Source organism: Novosphingobium sp. 18050 (genome assembly GCF_902706195.1).
Classification (GTDB): domain Bacteria; phylum Pseudomonadota; class Alphaproteobacteria; order Sphingomonadales; family Sphingomonadaceae; genus Novosphingobium.
The window spans coordinates 1-14,179 of record NZ_CACSJO010000052.1; the positions used below are offsets into that span (position 1 = coordinate 1).

16 protein-coding genes are annotated in these 14,179 nt (G+C 65.3%); 7 read left to right on the top strand and 9 right to left on the bottom strand.

Annotation, left to right across the window (positions count from 1 at the left end; all coding sequences use genetic code 11):
- Positions 1-155: 155 nt before the first annotated feature.
- From GVL61_RS23840 to GVL61_RS23850, 3 genes are all read right to left on the bottom strand, one after another.
- A complete protein-coding gene (locus tag GVL61_RS23840) occupies positions 156-1,163 on the bottom strand; it encodes an endonuclease/exonuclease/phosphatase family protein (protein ID WP_235037883.1) in 1,008 nt (335 codons plus the stop codon).
- A gap of 122 nt (positions 1,164-1,285) precedes the next feature.
- On the bottom strand, positions 1,286-1,828 hold the full coding sequence (locus tag GVL61_RS23845; protein WP_159983665.1) for a DUF177 domain-containing protein: 543 nt from the start codon (positions 1,826-1,828) through the stop codon (positions 1,286-1,288).
- A complete protein-coding gene (locus GVL61_RS23850) occupies positions 1,825-2,352 on the bottom strand; it encodes a ubiquinol-cytochrome C chaperone family protein (protein WP_159983667.1) in 528 nt (175 codons plus the stop codon). The genes GVL61_RS23845 and GVL61_RS23850 overlap by 4 nt, the downstream gene beginning before the upstream one ends.
- Positions 2,353-2,526: 174 nt before the next feature.
- Here GVL61_RS23850 and GVL61_RS23855 point away from each other — a divergent pair, with 174 nt between their 5' ends.
- The 6 genes from GVL61_RS23855 (at position 2,527) to GVL61_RS23880 (ending at position 6,391) form a co-directional block, all read left to right on the top strand.
- Positions 2,527-3,033, top strand: coding sequence for an outer membrane protein assembly factor BamE (locus tag GVL61_RS23855; protein ID WP_159983669.1), 507 nt, complete (start codon positions 2,527-2,529; stop codon positions 3,031-3,033).
- Between the two features lie 59 nt (positions 3,034-3,092).
- Complete coding sequence (hslV, locus tag GVL61_RS23860; RefSeq protein ID WP_159983671.1) at positions 3,093-3,665, top strand: ATP-dependent protease subunit HslV; 573 nt, start codon at positions 3,093-3,095, stop codon at positions 3,663-3,665.
- 10 nt (positions 3,666-3,675) lie between these two features.
- Positions 3,676-4,974: an ATP-dependent protease ATPase subunit HslU gene (hslU, locus tag GVL61_RS23865; protein WP_159983673.1), complete on the top strand. Its 1,299-nt coding sequence runs from the start codon at positions 3,676-3,678 to the stop codon at positions 4,972-4,974.
- 110 nt (positions 4,975-5,084) lie between these two features.
- The gene (locus GVL61_RS23870; protein WP_159983675.1) at positions 5,085-5,483 is read left to right on the top strand and encodes a GFA family protein; all 399 of its coding nucleotides are present in this window, start codon (positions 5,085-5,087) and stop codon (positions 5,481-5,483) included.
- Positions 5,480-6,166, top strand: a complete 687-nt coding sequence (locus GVL61_RS23875) for a phytanoyl-CoA dioxygenase family protein (RefSeq protein WP_235037884.1) — start codon at positions 5,480-5,482, stop codon at positions 6,164-6,166. Before GVL61_RS23870 ends, GVL61_RS23875 begins: the two co-directional genes overlap by 4 nt.
- 24 nt (positions 6,167-6,190) lie before the next feature.
- Entirely contained in the window at positions 6,191-6,391 is a 201-nt protein-coding gene (locus GVL61_RS23880; protein ID WP_007683556.1) for a DUF1737 domain-containing protein, read from the top strand.
- Here GVL61_RS23880 and GVL61_RS23885 read toward each other — a convergent pair.
- Entirely contained in the window at positions 6,384-6,584 is a 201-nt protein-coding gene (locus tag GVL61_RS23885; RefSeq protein WP_159983677.1) for a hypothetical protein, read from the bottom strand. The genes GVL61_RS23880 and GVL61_RS23885 overlap by 8 nt on opposite strands.
- Positions 6,585-6,782: 198 nt before the next feature.
- On the opposite strand from GVL61_RS23885, the gene GVL61_RS23890 reads away from it, so the two are divergent.
- On the top strand, positions 6,783-7,100 hold the full coding sequence (locus GVL61_RS23890; protein ID WP_159983679.1) for a hypothetical protein: 318 nt from the start codon (positions 6,783-6,785) through the stop codon (positions 7,098-7,100).
- 4 nt (positions 7,101-7,104) lie between these two features.
- On the opposite strand, the gene GVL61_RS23895 is transcribed toward GVL61_RS23890, so the two are convergent.
- The 5 genes from GVL61_RS23895 to GVL61_RS23915 form a co-directional block, all read right to left on the bottom strand.
- Positions 7,105-8,925 carry an ABC transporter ATP-binding protein/permease gene (locus tag GVL61_RS23895; RefSeq protein WP_159983689.1) on the bottom strand — a complete coding sequence of 607 codons (1,821 nt, stop codon included), beginning with the start codon at positions 8,923-8,925 and terminating at the stop codon, positions 7,105-7,107.
- 72 nt (positions 8,926-8,997) lie between these two features.
- Entirely contained in the window at positions 8,998-9,918 is a 921-nt protein-coding gene (locus tag GVL61_RS23900) for an aspartyl protease family protein (RefSeq protein WP_159983691.1), read from the bottom strand.
- A 114-nt stretch (positions 9,919-10,032) separates the two neighbouring features.
- Positions 10,033-11,175 carry a glycosyltransferase family 92 protein gene (locus GVL61_RS23905; protein WP_159983693.1) on the bottom strand — a complete coding sequence of 381 codons (1,143 nt, stop codon included), beginning with the start codon at positions 11,173-11,175 and terminating at the stop codon, positions 10,033-10,035.
- On the bottom strand, positions 11,175-12,692 hold the full coding sequence (locus GVL61_RS23910; protein ID WP_235037885.1) for an oligosaccharide flippase family protein: 1,518 nt from the start codon (positions 12,690-12,692) through the stop codon (positions 11,175-11,177). Before GVL61_RS23910 ends, GVL61_RS23905 begins: the two co-directional genes overlap by 1 nt.
- Positions 12,693-12,700: 8 nt before the next feature.
- Positions 12,701-13,693 (bottom strand): glycosyltransferase, encoded by a 993-nt coding sequence (locus GVL61_RS23915; protein ID WP_159983695.1) that lies wholly within the window; start codon positions 13,691-13,693, stop codon positions 12,701-12,703.
- Positions 13,694-14,179 lie beyond the last annotated feature (486 nt).

The following is a 14,179-nucleotide window of genomic DNA, read 5'->3' on the forward strand; positions in this document are numbered from 1 at the left end:
CGACTGGGGCCGCAGCGGCGGCTCGTCGGGCGGCGGTTCCTCGGGCGGAAGCGAGTGGGGCAAGACCGGCGGTTCGTCGGGCGGCAGCAGCGGCGGCTTCGGCGACGATCTCGACGACGATATCCCGTTCTGATTTAGATCCTGCCGATCGCCCGCTACGAGAACGTGTAGCGGGCGACGTAGCCCATGTGGTCTGACAGCGTATCGGCGCCGTTTTGTGTGCCGAAGGGCACTTCCAGATCACGCAGCCGCATCGCGCGCCCGGCGCCGGAGCGGTAGTACAGCTTGTCCTTTCCGCGTTCGCGGATCGCCGCCAGGTCCGCCTGAAGCGCGGGCGAGCAAGCGGCGCAGTCGACACTTTCGGTCGCCTCGCGCCCTCCCGAGACGAGGCCGCGCACGGCTTCGATCCGTGCCTTGTCCTTGCCGATATTGAAATCGCCTCCGAAAATCAGGTCTGTCCCGGCGTCGACGTTGGCGCGGATGAAGGCGCGCGCGGCGCTGGCCTGCCGGGCGAAGGCGGTATTGGCCCGCGCGATCGCTACGCCCGAAGCCTTGCGCGAATTGAGGTGCGTATCGGCTACGGCGACGGGGCGGCCGCGCCCCGGCACCGCGATCCACGCCACCAGCACGCCCTTGGCTGCGAGGCAGTCGAAGCCCGCGCACATCGCCTCGGGAAAGGCCATGCGCCGCGTTTTGACGATGGGATGATCGGACAGGATCACCAGCCCGCTGTCGATCCACCGGCCCACCGCCTCACCGTGCAGCCATGACGCCTCGTGGACGAAACTGTCTGCCTTGTCGCCGGGCTTCGCCACTGGATCGTCGATGCCTGAGCCGATGGCGACATGGGCATAGCCGGCACGCCGGGCGATTTCCTTGGCTTCGGGGATGAAGGCTTCCTGCAGCAGGATCACGTCGGGTTGCCGGCCAGTGCGGCGCAGCTTGCGCAGCCGGCTGGCGATTTCGGCCAGCGCCTCTGCACGGCCGTGGGCCAGCGGGAAGGGCAGGCCCTTGATGTTGAAGGTCATCACCGAAAGCGTGCCGTCGTCCCGCGTGGGTGCTGCGGCAGGCCATTCGGGCGCCGCCGCCGGAGACGGGCGCGACATGTTCAGCACGATGAGGGCCGCGGCCCCCGCAATGGACATCTTGGTCAGGTGCTTCACGCGAGTCGATCCCCCCGGACTTCGCAGCATGGTCGCTACGCCGGCCTCTAGGGGGCTCGTGTGAAAGTGCTGTTGCGGTGCCGTGAAGGTCTTGTGGCGGTTTGCGGTTGACGCAGGCCCCCTCAGTCCTTGTCCAGCTTCAACCCTTTGAGGGCAGCAAAAGGCCCCTGGTCTTCTGCCTTGCCCATGACGGTATTGCGCGCTGTCTCTGCATCGGGGCCGGTAAGGAACGGGTCGATCGCCAGCCCCAGGCTCTGCGTTACCGCCTCGCCGATATCGAAGTGGGTGCCGGAATATTCGATCTCGTCGTATTCTTCGGCGCTCAGTTCCACTTCCTCGTCGGGTGAGTAGATGGTGGTCTCCGGCACGAAGCGGAAGTACAGCGGCTCGTCCACCGAAACGTCCATATCCTCGGCCGAGACGGCGCAGGACTGCACGAAGTCCGCCTGCAAGCGCCCGCGCGCCTCGATCACGCGGTCCTGCCGGTGGAGTTCGAGGTCGGCGACCAGCCGGTTTATCCGCACCAGCGAGAAGCGTTTGGCGATGGCAGCGCGCTCGGCCTCGCCCGCTTCGAGGTGCGGGGCCTTGCCCTCGGCCTGACGCACGTCGAGCGAAAGGGAGAATTCGGGGCGGGACCCGGCGGCGGGAATGGGTGCTTCGCTCATCGTTCGATCCTAGCGGCCATGATATCTTCGTCCGAAAGCGCGTCCAGCTGCGCATGAAGGGTGCGCACTTGCGCAGCAAGGCGTGTTTTGTCCGCGCCTTCGGTAAGGGTGACGTTGCGGTCCAGCACGGCGATCAGCGCCGCATCGTCCTGCGGCAGGGCTTCGCGTAGCGCCCCGATGCGCCCGCCCAGTACGCTCATCAGCTTGCCCATGCGTTTGCCCACGCCCAGATCGCCCACGCCGGACTGGCGCAATTGACCGTCCATATCCTCCACGAACAACTCGGTCAGCCGCACCGACGGTTCGATCAGCGTGTCGTCGGCTGCCTTGTCCCGCTCCATACGCAGCATGACGAGGGCCAGTACCAGCGTTACCGCATCGAAGCGGCCGGGCACCGTGTCGGCTATGCCGCCCGCAGCATACCAGGGTTTTTCGCGGGCGATCTCGACCACGCGGTGCCACAGCGGGCGGACCGCGCCGCGGGTATCGGAGCGCTTGCCAAGCAGGCGGGAGATCAGGGACACGGGCGAGGGAGGCCTTTCGTTCGGGGCATATTCGTTCAGCGGCAATTCAAGCGGTCAGCCCCAACGCCCATTGCGCGGGCGCATCAGGGGCCTTAAGGCCATTGGGCGATATATGGGTCTGGTGGCTGCTGGCAATGGCCGGCGCCGTTCTGCCTTACGTTTTGGAGTGTTGAAATGCGCAAGGTGAGCCTCAGGGCTAATGGGGCGAAGCTCGCCGTGGCAGGCATGGCTGCGGCGCTTGTGGCCCTGACCGGCGGCTGCACGTCGGTAAGCGACCATCGCGGCTACCTGATCGACCAGGCGCTGATCGATTCGGTCCAGCCTGGAATCGACAACCGCATGTCGGTGGAAAAGACCCTTGGCCGCCCGACCTTCGAAAGCCAGTTCGGCCAGAAGGACTGGTACTACGTCTCGCAGACCGTAAAGACCCCGCCCTTCCGCCGTGCAAAGACCGCTGAGCAGACGGTGATGCGCGTGCGCTTCGACCCCACTGGCAACGTCACCGGCGTAGACAAGCGCGGCATCGAGCAGGTCGCGAGCATCAGCCCCGAGGGCCGCACCACGCCGACGCTGGGCCGTCACCGCAGCCTGCTGGAAGATCTGTTCGGCAACATCGGCGCCGTTGGCGCGGGTGGCGGCTCGGGCGCAGCGCCGCAGGGTCCGGGGCCGAACGGCAGCTGATCCGGGAGATACCGGTGGTTGCGACTTGAACCTTGCAGCCACCGTCATATATCCCCGGCATGAACAGCAACGGGGCTAGCCACGGCCTAATCGAGTGGCACGGTACGACCATCATCGGCGTGCGAAAGAGCGGCAAGACCGTCATCGCCGGTGACGGTCAGGTTTCCATGGGCAACACCGTCATGAAGCCGAATGCGCGCAAGGTGCGCCGCATCGGTGAAGGTGGTAAGGTCATTGCAGGTTTTGCCGGCGCCACCGCCGACGCATTCACCCTTTTCGAGCGCCTTGAACGCAAGCTTGAGCAGTATCGCGGCCAGCTCATGCGCTCGGCCGTCGAACTCGCCAAGGACTGGCGCACCGACAAGTACCTGCGCAATCTCGAAGCACTGATGATCGTCGCCGATGCCGAGACGCTGCTGGTGCTCACCGGCAACGGCGACGTGCTTGAGCCGGAAGGCGGCACGCACAGCCAGATCACCGCGATCGGCTCGGGCGGCAACTATGCGCTGGCCGCTGCCCGCGCCATCGACGCCTACGAGGAAGACGCCGAGACGATCGCGCGCAAGGCCATGCAGGTCGCCGCCGACATCTGCGTTTTCACCAACGACCGCGTGACGGTCGAGACCGTCTGAGGGGACCATCATGAACGACAATCTCACCCCCAAGGCGATCGTTGCTGCGCTCGACGCACATATCATCGGCCAGACCGACGCCAAGAAGGCCGTCGCCGTCGCGCTGCGCAACCGCTGGCGCCGCCAGCGCCTCGATGCCGACCTGCGCGACGAGGTGACCCCCAAGAACATCCTGATGATCGGCCCGACCGGCTGCGGCAAGACCGAGATCAGCCGCCGCCTGGCGAAGCTGGCCGATGCGCCGTTCGTGAAGGTGGAAGCGACCAAGTTCACCGAAGTCGGCTATGTCGGCCGCGACGTGGAGCAGATCGCCCGCGACCTCGTCGAGGAAGCGATCCGGCTGGAAAAGGAACGTCGCCGCGAATCGGTGCGCGAGGCAGCCAGCAAGGCGGCGATGGACCGCCTGCTCAACGCGCTTGTCGGTGATGGCGCTTCGGAGGCCACCCGCGCCGCCTTCCACCAGCGCATTACCGAAAACGCCATGAACGACACCGAGGTGGAACTGGAGGTCGAGGACAGCCCCTCCTCGCCGATGGAGATCCCCGGAATGGGCGGCTCGGTCGGCATGATTAACCTGTCGGACATCATGGGCAAGATGGGCGGCAGCCGCCTCAAGCGCCGCAAGATGAAGGTGCCCGACGCCTGGGACAAGCTGGTCGACGAAGAGTCGGAAAAGCGCATGGACCAGGACGATGTCGCCCGCGTGGCGCTGTCGAATGCAGAGGCCAACGGCATCGTCTTTCTCGATGAGATCGACAAGATCGCCGTGTCCGACGTGCGCGGCGGATCGGTCAGCCGTGAAGGCGTGCAGCGCGACCTGTTGCCGCTGATCGAGGGCACGACCGTGGCGACGAAGTACGGCCCGATGAAGACCGACCACGTCCTGTTCATCGCCAGCGGCGCCTTCCACGTCGCCAAGCCGAGCGACATGCTGCCCGAACTTCAGGGCCGCCTGCCAATCCGGGTCGAGTTGAAGGCGCTGACCGAGGAGGACTTCGTGCGGATCCTGTCGGAAACCCGCGCCAACCTCATCGCGCAGTACAAGGCGCTGCTCGGCACCGAGGAAGTGACCATCGAAGTCACAACCGATGCGATCCGTGAAGTTGCCCGCATCGCCGCTCAGGTAAACGAAAGCGTCGAGAATATCGGCGCCCGCCGCTTGCAGACGGTGATGGAAAAGCTGCTGGAAGAACTCAGCTTCGAGGCCGAGGACCGCAAGGGTGAGACGGTCATGATCGATGAAGCCTATGTACGTGCCAAGCTGGAAGGCCTGGCCAGCAACGCTGATCTGTCGAAATACATCCTGTAACCGGCATTTTCCGGGCACCGGAAAAGGGGGCGCGGGCGTAATGCTCGCGCCTTTTTTGTTCCTTGAATGTTCCTAAGGATCGGCTAGCCTTCGGGTGAAGGAGAATCGCGATGAAACTTGAAGGTGGATGCCAGTGCGGCGCGGTGCGCTATAGCGTTGAGGGCGAGCCTGAGCACGTCGCGCTGTGCCATTGCAGCGATTGCCGTAAGTCGGCCGGGGCGCCCACTGTGGCGTGGGGGGCGTTCAAGGCTTCGGAATTCGCACTGACCAAGGGGGCCGCGGCGGTCTACAATTCCAGCGGGGCGTCTATGCGCCATTTCTGCGCGACATGCGGAACGGGGCTCTATTTCGTCAACGAAGAATACCTGCCGGGGCTCGTCGACATTCAGGTTGCCACGCTGGACGATCCCGACGCCTTGCCGCCGCAGGCGCAGATTCAGGTGGCAGAGCGGATTGGCTGGATGAAGGATCTCGCTGCGCTTCCTGAGTTTGAGCGTTATCCGGGGTGAAGGAAGGCGCTGTCCTGACCCGGCTGCAACTGGAGCGGGACGGAGCGTGCCTGCACCGGGGGCTGGCGTCTGCACAGCTCGATGATTTCGAGACCGTTCTCGCAAAATGGCCGGACGGTCGCGCCGGGGTGCGTATCGCAGGCGATCCAGAACTTGCGCGGTTGCTGGGGCCGGGCGGCCCGGTCTGGGGTGAGGCCCGCGTTGACCTCGGGCCAGATGTGCGGCCTGTCAGGGCGGTGCTTTTCGACAAGAACGACCGCGCCGACTGGTCGCTGGGGTGGCACCAGGACCGGACCATCGCCGTGCGCAGACCTGCGCAGGTCGAGGGTTTTGGCCCCTGGTCGATCAAGCAGGGGATCGCCCATGTCGAACTGCCCTTCGCCCTCATCGACGTGATGCTGACGGCACGTATCCACCTCGATCCGGTGGACGCAGACAATGCGCCGCTGCTCATTGCGGCTGGATCGCATCGTCTTGGCCGGGTGCCTGCTGCCCAAGTGGAAGCGGTGGCGGGCGGGTTGGCGGTCCATGTCTGTCTCGCGGAGGCGGGGGATGTCTGGTTCTATCGCACTGCCGTGCTGCATGCCTCGAATGCCGCACGGCCGGGCAGGCGGCGACGGGTGTTGCAGGTGGATTATGCGCCGCGGGACTTGCCAGCGGTGCTGGAGTGGCTAGGCATTTGAGATCGGCTTGAGAAAGACCCTGTCATGTACCAGACGCCCGAAGATCGCCCCGTGTACCGCCTTCTCACCGGCGCGGACGACCGTGCCTTTTGTGAACGGGTTTCGGAGGCTCTGGCGCAGGGTTGGCGGCTTTACGGCTCGCCCACACTGGCGTGGGATACGGCGGAAAACTGCATGAAGGCCGCGCAGGCCGTCGTCTGGCACGAGGCCGACGTGGTCAAGTGACGGCCTGATCCGCCTGCCGCTCTGCAGGTGTGGCCTGCAGGGCGCGGGCATCCCGCGTGGCATCGGCGATCCTGGCCGATGGTTCCTGCACGTCCTTCGCAGACGTCAACTGCTGCGGCACGGCGAGCGGAATGGCAGCGAGCGGGGTTGCGGCCAGCATAAGTGAGCCAAGCCCCACCAGGAACGGCTTCATCGGTTTCAAACCTCTGGTAACGGTGATGTCATCAGGCAAAACCGCCGAGCGGGGCGTCGGTTCCCGGTAACGGCGCGGGTATGTGTGCTTGCCGGCTTCACCGTGATTGCGGCACGGCCGGCGGGTTTTCGGGTTGTCCCGCCGGAAGCGGTTGGGCAGCCTGCCGACGTTTACGCATATCAGGCTTCGGAGAACGACATGTTCCGCAAGATGATGGCTGTATTGGTCATGACTTCCCCCACGGCGCCGCTATTGGCGCAGGATATCGCCCCGATCATTTCCCCCGGACAAGCAGCGGAGGGCATCTTCAACCGCTCGCGCATGGAGGAACAGGCGCGGCGCCAGCGGGAAGACAGGACAGCAGAGCAGGTCGCGAAGCCTGCTGCGCTGACACCTCAGGACATCGCCCGCCAGAAGCGGTTCTGCAACAACCGCCCCGCGCTGCGCCAGAAATATGGCGCGGACGATGCCAGGATACAGAAGCTGGACTCGCTATGCGAAGCGTCCGGCTACTGACGGCTTACTCCGCCGCTTCGCTCATCGCTTCGGCTTCCGCCGCCTGGCGCGTCCACATTTCGGCGTAGAGACCCTCGCGGCGCAGCAACTGCGCATGGGTGCCGCTTTCGGCGAGGCGACCTTCGTTCAGCACGAGAATGCGGTGCGCATCGGCGATCGTCGACAGACGGTGCGCGATAGACAACGAAGTGCGGTGCTCGGCCACGCGGTGCAGTGTCGCCAGGATGTCCTGCTCGGTGCGGGTGTCTAGCGCGCTGGTCGCTTCGTCGAGGATCAGGATCGGCGGGTTCTTGACCAGAGTACGGGCGATGGCGACGCGCTGCTTTTCCCCGCCCGACAGCTTAAGACCGCGCTCACCCACTTCGGTGGCCAGGCCCTTGGGCAGGCGTTCGATCAGGCCGGTCAGCGCCGCGCCGCGCGCGGCCGCCTCGATCTCGTCCGGGCCGGCGCCGTCACGGCCGTAACCGATATTGTAACCGATGGTGTCGTTGAACAGCACCGAATCCTGAGGCACGATGCCGATCGCGGCGCGCAGCGAGGCCTGCGTCACTTGCGCGATGTCCTGCCCGTCGATCAGGATGCGGCCCGACTGCGGGTCGTAGAACCGGAACAGCAGCCGGGCGAGGGTGGACTTGCCCGCGCCTGAGGGGCCGACGACCGCGAAAGCCTCTCCCGCCGGGACCTCGAAGGACAGCCCGTGCAGGATCGTGCGGTCGGGGTCATAGCCGAACACGACATTGTCGAAGACGATGGAGGGTTGGCGGATCACCAGCGCCGGGGCGCCAGGTGCGTCAGGCACCTCGACGGCCGTGTCGAGCAGGCGGAACATCTCGGCCATGTCGATCAGGCCCTGGCGGATGGTGCGATAAACCATTCCGAGCATGTCGAGCGGGCGGAAAAGCTGTGTCAGATACGTTTGCACGAAGACGAGCTGACCCGCCGTGTACTGCCCCTTGTACCAGCCCCACACGGTCCACGCGAGCGCGCCGGCCATCAGCAGGTTGATGACCACGCCCTGCACGATGTTGAGCAGGCCCAGCGAATTCTCGCTCTTTACCGCCGCCACGGCATAGGCGCGGGTGGCCTGCGCATAGCGGGCTTCCTCGCGCGCTTCGGCGGAGAAATACTTCACCGTCTCGTAGTTCAGCAGGGAATCGACGGCGCGCGACAGCGCCTGCCCGTCGAGCCGGTTCATCTGCTCGCGCAGCTTGGAGCGCCACTCGGTGATCGTGCGGGTCACCCAGATGTAGACGGCGATGGCGACGGCGGTGGCGATGACCAGCCCGGGGCCGAAGTTGATGTAGAAGATCACCCCCACCACCAGCAGCTGCAGGATGGTCGGCGCGATGTTGAAGAGCATGAAGTAGAGCATCGTGTCGATGCTCTTGGTGCCGCGCTCGATCGTTTTGGTGACCTCGCCGGTGCGGCGCGCCAAGTGGAAGCGCAGGGACAGGCGGTGCAGCTGGCCGAAGACATTCTCCGCCAGCGCGCGGGTTGCGTCCTGCCCGACCCGCTCGAACACGATGTTGCGCAAGTTGTCGAACAGCGTCTGCAGCAGGCGTCCGGCGGCATAGCCGAGCACGACCAGCATCGCGAGCTGCAGCAGTTTCGGCCCGGTCGTGCCCATCAGGTCGACCGCCCACTTCATCAGGTAGGGCAGTACCAGCTGCGTACCCGTGGACAGCAGGATGAACACGCAGGCCCAGACGATCCGCCATCGCAGGCCGCGGTCATTCTCGGGCCAGAGATAGGGCATGAAGCGCAGGAGCGTGCGCCAACCGTCATGGCGTGCGGCGGAATCGGGAACGGCGGTATCTGGAGGCATCGGGGCTATGTAGGGAAGGCGCTGGCTGAAACAATCGGGAAACGGTGGGCCGGCGTCACAACTGGGCGGCGATCATTGCGCTTCAGCCAGATCGAACAGGACCTTTCGCGTCGAGAAATCGATGGCGATGCGTTTGAAGGCGCGCAGTTCCCGCATCCCCAGGAAGATCGCCGGGCGCTTGTCCAGCTTGAGTTCGTGAAAGGCAGGCGCATCGGCATAGGCGATCAGCACATTGGCCACGTTGATATGAGCCAGTTCCAGCTTCCCCGCCACGGCAAGGTCGACCGGCAATTCCTGCCCGGTGACGCTGGCCACGGTGCCGGTCATCCTGTCCTGAGAGCGCGACTTGCGGGCAAGCGCCCGTTGCAGCGCGCGGTTGCCGATGGTTCCGCTGGCGCCGGTGTCGATCACCACGTCAGTCTGCACGCCGTCGATCATCGCATCGGTGAGGATCAGGCGGCCCGAGCGCTGCCTGGCCTGGACGATGATCTCGAAATCGCGTTTCCCGCCAAGTTCCTTGGGGTCGCCGATGCGAATGGTGTTGTGGGCGAAATCCAGCAGCACGCGCTGGTGTTGCAGGCTGTCGGTGCCCAAGATACCGTCAGCCCCCATGTTTTGCCGTTCCAGCAGCGGCACCGTGAGATCGTAGAACGAGCGCGGGCCGATATCGATCGAATCGATCCTTGCCGTGGCGACGTCGTGCACGCCGGCAATGCTTACGACGCGCACCTGCGGTCCTAGCGACAGTCCCAGCGTGCCTGCAAGCGCGGTCGAGACCACGGTGCGCTGCGATCCGGTGTCGATCAGGAAGCGATAGGGGCCGATGCCCTGAACCGCGACATCGATGGTCATGCGGGCATAGAGATCTCTCTCGGCCTGGAGCGTGTCCGCGGTGTCGGGGGGCGCTTCGGGGCGGGTGATCGGGCCGGGCGTAGCGCCCAGGATCACGGGATTGGCGATCAGCATCGCCAGGGCCAGGCTTATTCCCGACATCGCATCCTCCCGGCGAGGTGCGGCCTCGCCTGATCTTATCGCGGGAGAAAATCTATCACGAAATTACGTGATGTACTATGACTTGTGCAAGGATCGTGCGTTGGCGCGCTCCGGCTATTCGCGCAGCATTCCTGCTTTCGCAAAGGCCGCACGCAAGGTTTCGTCGGGGCTGAAACGGGCCGGTTCGTGGTCGACCGCGTCCCAGCGGTTCTCCTTCCATCCTTGCGAGATGCCGCGCATGTGGGCGTAGGCAAATTCGGAAGAAATCCGCCGGTTGGCGCGCGCGCCGAACAGGTTGTGGACCGACCAGCAGTGCTTCACGCGGCTGGCCTTGCCCGGCACCACGCACCACTTGGGTGGGCATTCGTCTGTCTCTGCTGCGTCGCGCAGCCAGAAATCGCCGTGTCGCCCCTGCCCGCGTGCGACGGCGTGAGGCGTGGTGGAACTAACCCAACGACCTTCGAACTTGATGAAGCCGCGCCAGCTTTGCTCGGTCGCCGCGAAGATCGATTTGCCCCGGGGGGAGAGCACCAGTTCGTCGATATCGACGTTGAGCACGCTGCGCGCCGCGCCCAGGAAGCGGAACCGCGCGTGCTGGAGCGAGCCGGTCTGGCAGTAATCGGAATCCCAGGGCGTTTCCACGCCATCCACAGCCCCGGCCATGCCGCCTTGCGGGCCGTAGGCAAACGGCCAGTCCACCACTTCGGTGACGAGGGCGGGGAAGGCCTCACGCAAGGAAGCGCGCAGGTCGTCGCTGGTGTAGTCGGTCGACCCGTTGTCGTAGAGCAGCACCGCATCGGCGCCGTGCACGGCGACGTAGAAGCGCACCCAGTCGACTATCCAGGCGATGTCGTTGTTGCGCGAGAGCGTATGCAGCACCCGGCGCCCGGCGAAGCGCGCGCTGAGGTTCGGCTGGACGGCGATCTCGTAATGGCCGAGCGGTCCGTCGAGGACGATCCGGTCGGCCTGCTCGCGCACCCAGTATTCGCTGCTGCGGTTGCGCTCGATCAGGCGCGCGCGGGGAAACAGGCCGTGCAGGCGCTCCGCCAGGTAGCCGCTCTGTTCCGCGAGTTTGCGCAGGTTCAGCAGGGGGGGGGCCTGAAATACTACGTGACGGCCAACGCGGTAGACGTCGTAGAACAGGGTGTCCCAGTCGAACTGGCTGGCATAGGCCGCGTTACGCAGTTCCAGCGGGCGCGGGGGCTCGCGCCGTACCGGGCTGTCGGCATCGATGCGGCAGGTCGAAAGCGGGGTCATCAGATCTTTCCGGCAAGGTGCGGACGAAGCCGCGCGGCCAGCGGGCGCAGTGGCGGCAGGGCACAGGCCATGCCAAGGATTTCGTCGAGCGCGGGGTGACGCAGCACTGCCAGCGCGGCAAACCAGCAAAGCCCGCCGAGGGCCACGGCGACAAGTAGTGCCGGGAAGCCGATGCTAGCCGGTCCCGCCCAGAAGGCATAGACCAGTGCGAGGGGGGCGATCGCGGCCAGGGTCGCCAGCGCACTGCGCGCATAGATGGCGAAGAGGCCGCGCACGTCGAACCGGACGAGGTGGTGCATGAACCCGGCGTAGATTGCCAGCCAGCCCACCGCATAGACGAGCCGCGATGCCGCCGCCCCCTCGACGCCGCCCAGCCACGCGCCGACCGCAAGCAGGATCAGCGAAAGCACGGTGTCGGCCACGTTGTAGGCGAGCAGGCGGTTCATCTTGCCCAGCAGAATCGGCATGTCGCTGACCAGCGGAAGCGCAACGAGCAGTATCTCGGTCAGCGAGATCATCGTCAGCAGCGGGGCAACGCCCATCCAGTTTTCGCCGTAGAGCAGGCGCACGATGGGCTCTGCGGCCAGCGCAAGGCCTGCCATGCCGGGCCAGACCACGGCCGAGTATCCCGCGCAGACCCGCAGATAGGGCGGGCCGAGGTCTTCGCCCCGGTCGCGGATACGCGCGAAGGCCGGGAAGAAGACGCTGCCGATCGCGCCCGAGATCAGCGTGCGGAACTGGTCAGAAAGGCTGGCCGCGCGGCTATAAAGGCCGACCGAGGCAAGCGTCACCAGCTTGCCGAGAATGAGATCGGGGGTCCGCGTACCCAGCGCGCCGGTGAGGTATAGCACGCTGGAGCGTGTGCCGAAGCCGATCACCTTGCTCAATCCATCGAGACGCGGGGGCCAGGGCAGGGCGGGACGAAGCCCTTGCGCGATCAGCCCGCGCGCCAGCCCCGCGCCGACCGTTGCCCAGGCGAGGGCATAGGAGGAATAGCCAAGCGCGCCCAGCGTCACGGCGACACTGGCCTGCACTGCCGCGCCGCCCACGTTGATCGCGAAATGCCGGTCGAAACGCATGTCGCGGGCAAGCAGGGCCATCGGCACGACGGCCAGCGGCAGGAACAGGTAGCTGGAGGCGATGATGACCAGCAGCGGGGCCAGTTCGGGCAGGTCGTAGAGGTGGGCCAGCGGCCACGCCAGCGCACAGATCACCGCTACGACGAGAAACGAGAACAGCAGTGCGACCGAACTGCATCGGCGCACTTCGCCGTCGTCTATCTCGCGCAGCCCCGAAATATAGCGGGAAAGCCCGAAGTCCTGAAGGATCGCCACCAGTAGCGCGGCTGCCAGTGCGATCGAGAACAGCCCGACTTCGCTCGGCGACAGGAACAGCCGCGAGATGATGACGGAACTGGCGAACTGGATGGCAAAGGACAGGTACTGGCCCGCCATCGCCCAGACGGCAGCGCCTCTGACGCTCATGGGCGAACGTTCGGGCTTGCTATCGGCGGTCATGGCGCGGGTCAGCCCCGCGCCAGAGTGGCAGCGAGACGCACCGCGCGGGCGGGTTTTCCGAAGCGGACGAGCCGGGCGACTACACGCCACATGCCCTCGCGGTCACCTCCTTCGCGCAAGTACCGGCAGAGCAGGTCGAAACCTTCTCCGCCAAGGCCCGACCGCGAATAGAGCAGGTTTGGCGCCACGCGGGCGCGAACCTCGGCAGCCAGCCCGTCTCGGCCGAACAATGCGTCGAGCGCGTCGATCGGTGGCAGGTGCGCGAGCGATGCCGTGGGATCGGGGCGCCCGGCGCACCGCTCGCGATAGGCAAGATAGGAGACTGCGGCGCCGACCTGCTGCTCGGTGGCATGGCGGCTGGAAACCTGGTCGTCATAATGGCGATAACGCAGTAATCGCTCGGGAATGCTGGCAAGCCGGGTAACGCTGGCGAGCCGCAGCCACAGGTCGTAGTCTTCGCAGTGCCGGAACGCGCCGTGGTAACCGCCTACCGAAAGCACGACTTCCCGCCGCAGCATGGCCGCGGGATGGCACAAAAGTGGCCAGCCGTTCTCGATCGCGGTAAGGAATGCCTCGTGGGTTTCGGGGTGTTCCTTACCGGTGACGTGATAGGGGCGGTCGTCGGCCCCGATATCCTCGGTCCAGCTGCCGATGACGCCGTAGTCGGGGTTCTGCGCAAGGAAGGCGATCTGCTTTCGGAAGCGCTGGGGCTGGCAGATGTCGTCGGCATCCATGCGGGCGATGATCGGGGCGCGGGCGCTCCCGATCATTTCGTTGAGGCTGGCGACGAGCCCCCGGTTCTCACGCAGGGTCGGGCGGATGCGCGCATCCTGCCGGGCATAGCTGCGGATGATCTGCGCGGAAGCATCGGTGGAGCCATCATCGACGATGAGAAATTCGAAGTCGCTGAAATCCTGCGCCAATACGCTCTCGATGGCGGGCGCAAGAAAGCGCTCGCCGTTGTAGACGCTCATCGCGACGCTGATCGCCGGTGTCGGCATGAAACTTCCCGTTTATGCTTGCGCGCGGATAGGCGCGGTCTGCTTGTTGAATGTCCGCTTAGCCCCTGCGTGGTAAATAAAGCGTTGGGGACGTAGGCGGCTGGGCGCCCATAGGCGTTCATGGCGCAGCCTTGGAGTGCTTTAGGTTGAAACGGCGCGATTAGATCCCATCTTGTGGTGGCGATGGCTGGAATGTCCCGAGTTTTGGGGGTTCCGGCGGAGTCTGACTTTTTTTGAAATAGAGTGTTGACCGAATCGAGGGTGGCTCTTAGAGGGCTGTTCACCGCAGCGGACCATCTGGTTGTTGCCGCGGTCGCCGACATTGGACGGGCATCTGGCTCTCTCCCTAATCGCAAGACGCGGGGGATGAGTGGTTGTCCGGGTTTTTTGTCTGGTTGTGCTTTTTGACATTGTAGGTTTTTGATGAAGGGACATGTGGGCGACGGCGCCTGCTCCCGGGGCTTCAGGGCTCGGGGTGGCAGTATT

Coding starts and splice junctions, on each gene's coding strand:
- GVL61_RS23845 (WP_159983665.1), bottom strand. CDS start 1,828: ATGAGCGAAGCACCCATTCCCGCCGCCGGGTCCCGCCCCGAATTCTCC.
- GVL61_RS23855 (WP_159983669.1), top strand. CDS start 2,527: ATGCGCAAGGTGAGCCTCAGGGCTAATGGGGCGAAGCTCGCCGTGGCA.
- hslV (WP_159983671.1), top strand. CDS start 3,093: ATGAACAGCAACGGGGCTAGCCACGGCCTAATCGAGTGGCACGGTACG.
- hslU (WP_159983673.1), top strand. CDS start 3,676: ATGAACGACAATCTCACCCCCAAGGCGATCGTTGCTGCGCTCGACGCA.
- GVL61_RS23870 (WP_159983675.1), top strand. CDS start 5,085: ATGAAACTTGAAGGTGGATGCCAGTGCGGCGCGGTGCGCTATAGCGTT.
- GVL61_RS23880 (WP_007683556.1), top strand. CDS start 6,191: ATGTACCAGACGCCCGAAGATCGCCCCGTGTACCGCCTTCTCACCGGC.
- GVL61_RS23885 (WP_159983677.1), bottom strand. CDS start 6,584: ATGAAGCCGTTCCTGGTGGGGCTTGGCTCACTTATGCTGGCCGCAACC.
- GVL61_RS23890 (WP_159983679.1), top strand. CDS start 6,783: ATGTTCCGCAAGATGATGGCTGTATTGGTCATGACTTCCCCCACGGCG.
- GVL61_RS23895 (WP_159983689.1), bottom strand. CDS start 8,925: ATGCCTCCAGATACCGCCGTTCCCGATTCCGCCGCACGCCATGACGGT.
- GVL61_RS23900 (WP_159983691.1), bottom strand. CDS start 9,918: ATGTCGGGAATAAGCCTGGCCCTGGCGATGCTGATCGCCAATCCCGTG.
- GVL61_RS23905 (WP_159983693.1), bottom strand. CDS start 11,175: ATGACCCCGCTTTCGACCTGCCGCATCGATGCCGACAGCCCGGTACGG.
- GVL61_RS23910 (WP_235037885.1), bottom strand. CDS start 12,692: ATGACCGCCGATAGCAAGCCCGAACGTTCGCCCATGAGCGTCAGAGGC.
- GVL61_RS23915 (WP_159983695.1), bottom strand. CDS start 13,693: ATGCCGACACCGGCGATCAGCGTCGCGATGAGCGTCTACAACGGCGAG.